Here is a 4,304-nt window from a genome sequence, read left to right on the forward strand (position 1 = left end):
CCCGCACCATCCAGGAGGCCGGGTACATGCGCCGCCGCTACGGCTTCTACGCCGCACGGCTCAGCGGCGCGGTCGTCGCCGTCGCCGGCCTCGTCGCGCTGCCCGTCCTGACGGTCGTCCGCTACACGTTCGCCGACGGGCTCGTGCCGGTCCTCGACGTCCTGACGTCGCCCGACTTCGTCGCGGCCGCGCGCCTGACGCTCGTCGTCGCCGGGCTCGCGACCGTCCTCAACACCGTGTTCGGCGTCGGCATCGGCATCCTGCTCGCCCGGTACGAGTTCCCCGGACGCCGGCTGCTCAACGCGGTCATCGACCTGCCCGTGTCGATCTCGCCGATCGTCGTCGGCGTCGCGCTGATCCTCGTCTACGGGACGAACGGCTGGTTCGGGCCCGCGCTCGAGCAGGCCGGGTTCCAGGTCATCTTCGCGGTGCCGGGCATGGTGCTCGCGACCGTCATCGTGTCGCTGCCGCTCGTCGTCCGGGAGGTCGTCCCGACGCTCGAGGAGGCGGGCGTCGAGCAGGAGCAGGCCGCGCAGTCGCTCGGCGCGGGCGCCTGGGCGCGGCTGCGCCGCATCACCCTGCCGACGATCAAGTGGGCGCTCGCGTACGGCGTCGTGCTCAGCCTGGCCCGCTCGCTCGGCGAGTTCGGCGCCGTCCGCGTCGTCAGCGGCAGCGTCGCCGGGCAGTCCCAGACGCTGACCCTGTTCGTCAACGACGCCTACCAGGAGTTCGGGCCCGACGCGCAGCGCGCCGCGTTCGCCGCCGCGTTCGTCCTCATGCTCGTCGCGGTGCTGTTCATCGTCGTGATCACCCTGCTGCGGCCGAAGGAGAAGAGATGAGCATCGTCGTCCGCGGGGTGAACCGCTGGTTCGGCACGTTCCCCGCCCTCACGGACATCGACCTCGACGTCCCGGCAGGCGGCCTGACCGCGCTGCTCGGCCCGAGCGGCGGCGGCAAGTCCACGCTGCTGCGCATCATCGCGGGCCTCGACCACCCCGACACCGGCACCATCGAGATCGCCGGGCGCGACGCGACCACGCTCCCGCCGCAGCGGCGCAGCGTCGGCTTCGTGTTCCAGCACTACGCGGCGTTCAAGCACCTCAGCACGCGCCGCAACGTGGCCTTCGGGCTCGAGATCCGGCGTCGGCCGAAGGACGAGGTGCGCAAGCGCGTCGACGAGCTGCTCGAGCTCGTCCACCTGGAGCAGCTCGCGGACCGCCTGCCGTCGGAGCTCTCGGGCGGGCAGCGGCAGCGCATGGCGCTCGCACGGGCGCTCGCCGTGCAGCCCGAGGTCCTGCTGCTCGACGAGCCGTTCGGCGCGCTCGACGCGCAGGTGCGCAAGGAGCTGCGGGACTGGCTGCGCCGCCTGCACGACGAGGTGCACGTGACGACGCTGTTCGTCACGCACGACCAGGAGGAGGCGCTCGAGGTCGCCGACACGATCGTCGTCATCAACCAGGGCCGGATCGAGCAGGTGGGCTCGCCGGCCGAGCTCTACGACCGACCCGCCAACGAGTTCGTCATGCAGTTCCTCGGCCCGACGACGCGTCTGGGCGGCCGGCTCGTGCGCCCGCACGACATCGAGATCGTCGAGGACGACCGCCCCGAGGCGCTGCCGGTGACGATCACGCGGCTGCTGCGCGTCGGGTACGAGGTGCGCGCCGAGACGCGCGCCGAGGACGGGTCGACGCCGTGGGTCCAGCTCACGCGCGGCCAGGCGGACGGGCTCGGGCTCACCGAGGGGCAGCAGGTGTGGCTGCGGCCGCACGCGTCGGCCGCCGCCGTGCCCGTGTCGTCGCCCGCGCTCGTGCCGTCGTCCGCGAGCGGGTCGGCGTGAGCCGTCCGCGGCCGCGCCGACGCCGTCGACCGTCGACCCGACCGGCGCGGGGGTGACCGCCCGTGCACGTCTCCGCCAAGGCTGACTACGCCGTCCGCGCGCTCCTGCTGCTCGCGCAGCACGCGCCCGAGGTCGTCAAGGTCGAGCAGCTGGCCGTCGAGCAGGACCTGCCGCAGCAGTACGCCGAGGGCATCCTCAACGACCTGCGCAAGCTCGGCTTCGTGACGTCGCGACGCGGCGCGCACGGCGGCTACTCGCTCGCGCGCGAGGCGGGGGAGATCGCGGTCGGCGACGTCGTCCGGGGGCTCGACGGGCCGCTCGTGACGGTCCGGGCCGTGCCGCCCGGGCGGCTCACGTACGACGGCGTCGCGCGCCACCTGCCCGCGCTGTGGGAGCTCACGGACCAGCGGCTGCGCGAGGTGCTCGACGGCGTGACGCTCGACGACCTGCTGCGGGGCGCGGTCGGCGCCTGACGCGCGGCGCGTGCGCGTGCGGGACGACTCGGGCAGCCCGCGGGTGCCGAGGTCCCAGGCCCGGCGAGGGCACAATGCCGGTATGCGTGTCTCGGCGAAGGCGGACTATGCGGTGCGGGCGTGCGCCGAGCTGGCGAGCAGCCCGCACGGCGACCCGGTCGCGTCGGAGGACCTCGCGACCGGTCAGGGGCTCCCGTCGAGCTTCCTCGAGCGCATCCTCGGCGACCTGCGCCGCGGCGGGCTGGTCGCGAGCGTGCGCGGCCGTTCGGGAGGGTTCCGGCTGGCTCGGCCCGCGGAGGAGATCACGCTCGCCGAGATCATCCGGGCGGTCGACGGCCCGCTCGTGACCGTCCGGGACGAGCGCCCGCCGAGCCTCGAGTACGAGGGGTCGGCCGCGTCGCTGCTCGAGGTCTGGATCGCGCTGCGGGCGAGCGTGCGCAGCGTGCTCGACGAGGTCACGCTCGCGGCGCTCGTCGCGGGGGAGCTCCCCGCGCACGTCCGGGAGATGGCCGCGCACGAGGACGCCTGGACCAATCCCTGAGCACCGGGTCTCAGCATCCGGTCGACGGTTGAAATGCAAGTAAGTCACTCGGGATTATCGGGAAAGCCGTCCTCCGTCGTCGTCCCCCGAGGTCTCCCGTGCCGCAGCTCCTGCTCCTCGCCCTCGCGGGCCTCGCCGCGCAGCTCGTCGACGGCAGCCTCGGCATGGCCTACGGCGTGACGTCCTCGACGCTGCTGCTCGCAATCGGCACCAACCCCGCTGCCGCGTCCGCGACGGTCCACCTCGCCGAGATCGGCACGACGCTCGCGTCGGGCGTCTCGCACTGGCGGTTCGGCAACGTCGACTGGAAGGTCGTCCTGCGCGTCGGCGTCCCCGGCGCGATCGGCGCGTTCGTCGGCGCGCAGTTCCTGTCGCGGCTCTCGACCGAGGCCGGCGCGCCCGCCATGTCGCTCATCCTGCTCGGCCTCGGCGTCTACCTGCTCGTGCGGTTCACGCTGTTCGGCCTGCGCACCGACCGCCGCCACCTGCCCCTGCGCAAGCGGTTCCTCGCCCCGCTCGGCCTGGTCGCCGGCTTCGTCGACGCGAGCGGTGGCGGCGGGTGGGGGCCGATCGGCACCCCGGCCCTGCTCGCGAGCGGTCGGCTGGAGCCGCGCAAGGTCATCGGCTCGATCGACACGTCCGAGTTCCTCGTCGCGCTCGCCGCGAGCGTCGGCTTCCTCGTCGCGATCGGCTCGCAGGGCGTCAACCTCACGTGGGCGCTCGCGCTGCTGCTCGGCGGGCTCGTCGCCGCGCCCATCGCCGCGTGGCTCGTGCGGCACGTCCCGCCGCGCATCCTCGGCTCGGCCGTCGGCGGCGTCATCGTCCTCACCAACACCCGCACCCTCGTCCGCAGCGACTGGCTCGGCTGGAAGGGCGCGCCGCAGGAGGGCGTCGTCCTCGGCGTCCTCGCGGTCGTCTGGGTCGCCGCGATCGTCTGGTCCGTCCGCGCGTACCGCGCCGACCAGGCCGCCGCGCGGGCCGAGGCCGCCGAGACCGCCGGTGCCGCCGAGGACGAGAAGGTCGTCGCGACCGCCGTCTGACGCGCGCCTCACGACCCTCAGCCGGACTGGTCACCCGGTCTGACCGTCCGCTCCGCGAGTCGCGTCGCGCGCCTGTCACCCGATCCGGTGAGGCGTCGCCGGCGGTCGCCCCGCCTTCTCACCCGATGCGGTGCACGGCGTCCGATATGTCGCATGAGCCCCGTTTCTCGGGGATACTCGTCCCGCCAGCGACGAGAGGCGACACCCACGTGACGATGCACGACGAGCCCGGCCACCGCGACGGCGCGGCACCCGGGACGGCCGGGTGGACCCACCGACCGCACGCCGGCACGTGGAACACCCGGGTGCAGCCCGTCACCGCCGTCCCGGCCGTGCGCCACGACCCGTTCGCCGCGCTCGGCCACGACGCCAGCCGGCACGGGCAGGTCGGCGGACCCGCCCACGCGCTGCAC

Annotated in this window: 6 protein-coding genes; all 6 read left to right on the forward strand. The window is 74.2% G+C overall.

Annotated elements, in window-relative coordinates; genetic code table 11:
• The first annotated feature begins 26 nt into the window (after positions 1–26).
• Positions 27–839: a sulfate ABC transporter permease subunit gene (locus HGA02_RS11870; protein ID WP_168679184.1), complete on the forward strand. Its 813-nt coding sequence runs from the start codon at positions 27–29 to the stop codon at positions 837–839.
• Positions 836–1,837, forward strand: coding sequence for a sulfate/molybdate ABC transporter ATP-binding protein (locus HGA02_RS11875; protein WP_168679180.1), 1,002 nt, complete (start codon positions 836–838; stop codon positions 1,835–1,837). Before HGA02_RS11870 ends, HGA02_RS11875 begins: the two co-directional genes overlap by 4 nt.
• A gap of 62 nt (positions 1,838–1,899) precedes the next feature.
• On the forward strand, positions 1,900–2,310 hold the full coding sequence (locus tag HGA02_RS11880; protein ID WP_162353709.1) for an RrF2 family transcriptional regulator: 411 nt from the start codon (positions 1,900–1,902) through the stop codon (positions 2,308–2,310).
• 82 nt (positions 2,311–2,392) lie between these two features.
• Positions 2,393–2,851 carry an RrF2 family transcriptional regulator gene (locus HGA02_RS11885; protein WP_168679181.1) on the forward strand — a complete coding sequence of 153 codons (459 nt, stop codon included), beginning with the start codon at positions 2,393–2,395 and terminating at the stop codon, positions 2,849–2,851.
• A gap of 98 nt (positions 2,852–2,949) precedes the next feature.
• Complete coding sequence (locus tag HGA02_RS11890; protein WP_168679182.1) at positions 2,950–3,891, forward strand: TSUP family transporter; 942 nt, start codon at positions 2,950–2,952, stop codon at positions 3,889–3,891.
• A 209-nt stretch (positions 3,892–4,100) separates the two neighbouring features.
• A partial coding sequence (locus HGA02_RS11895) for a hypothetical protein (RefSeq protein WP_168679183.1) occupies positions 4,101–4,304 on the forward strand: 204 nt, incomplete at its 3' end.

Source organism: Cellulomonas septica, from assembly GCF_012396155.1.
Classification (GTDB): Bacteria; Actinomycetota; Actinomycetes; order Actinomycetales; family Cellulomonadaceae; genus Cellulomonas; species Cellulomonas septica.

Coding starts and splice junctions, on each gene's coding strand:
- HGA02_RS11870 (WP_168679184.1), top strand. CDS start 27: ATGCGCCGCCGCTACGGCTTCTACGCCGCACGGCTCAGCGGCGCGGTC.
- HGA02_RS11875 (WP_168679180.1), top strand. CDS start 836: ATGAGCATCGTCGTCCGCGGGGTGAACCGCTGGTTCGGCACGTTCCCC.
- HGA02_RS11885 (WP_168679181.1), top strand. CDS start 2,393: ATGCGTGTCTCGGCGAAGGCGGACTATGCGGTGCGGGCGTGCGCCGAG.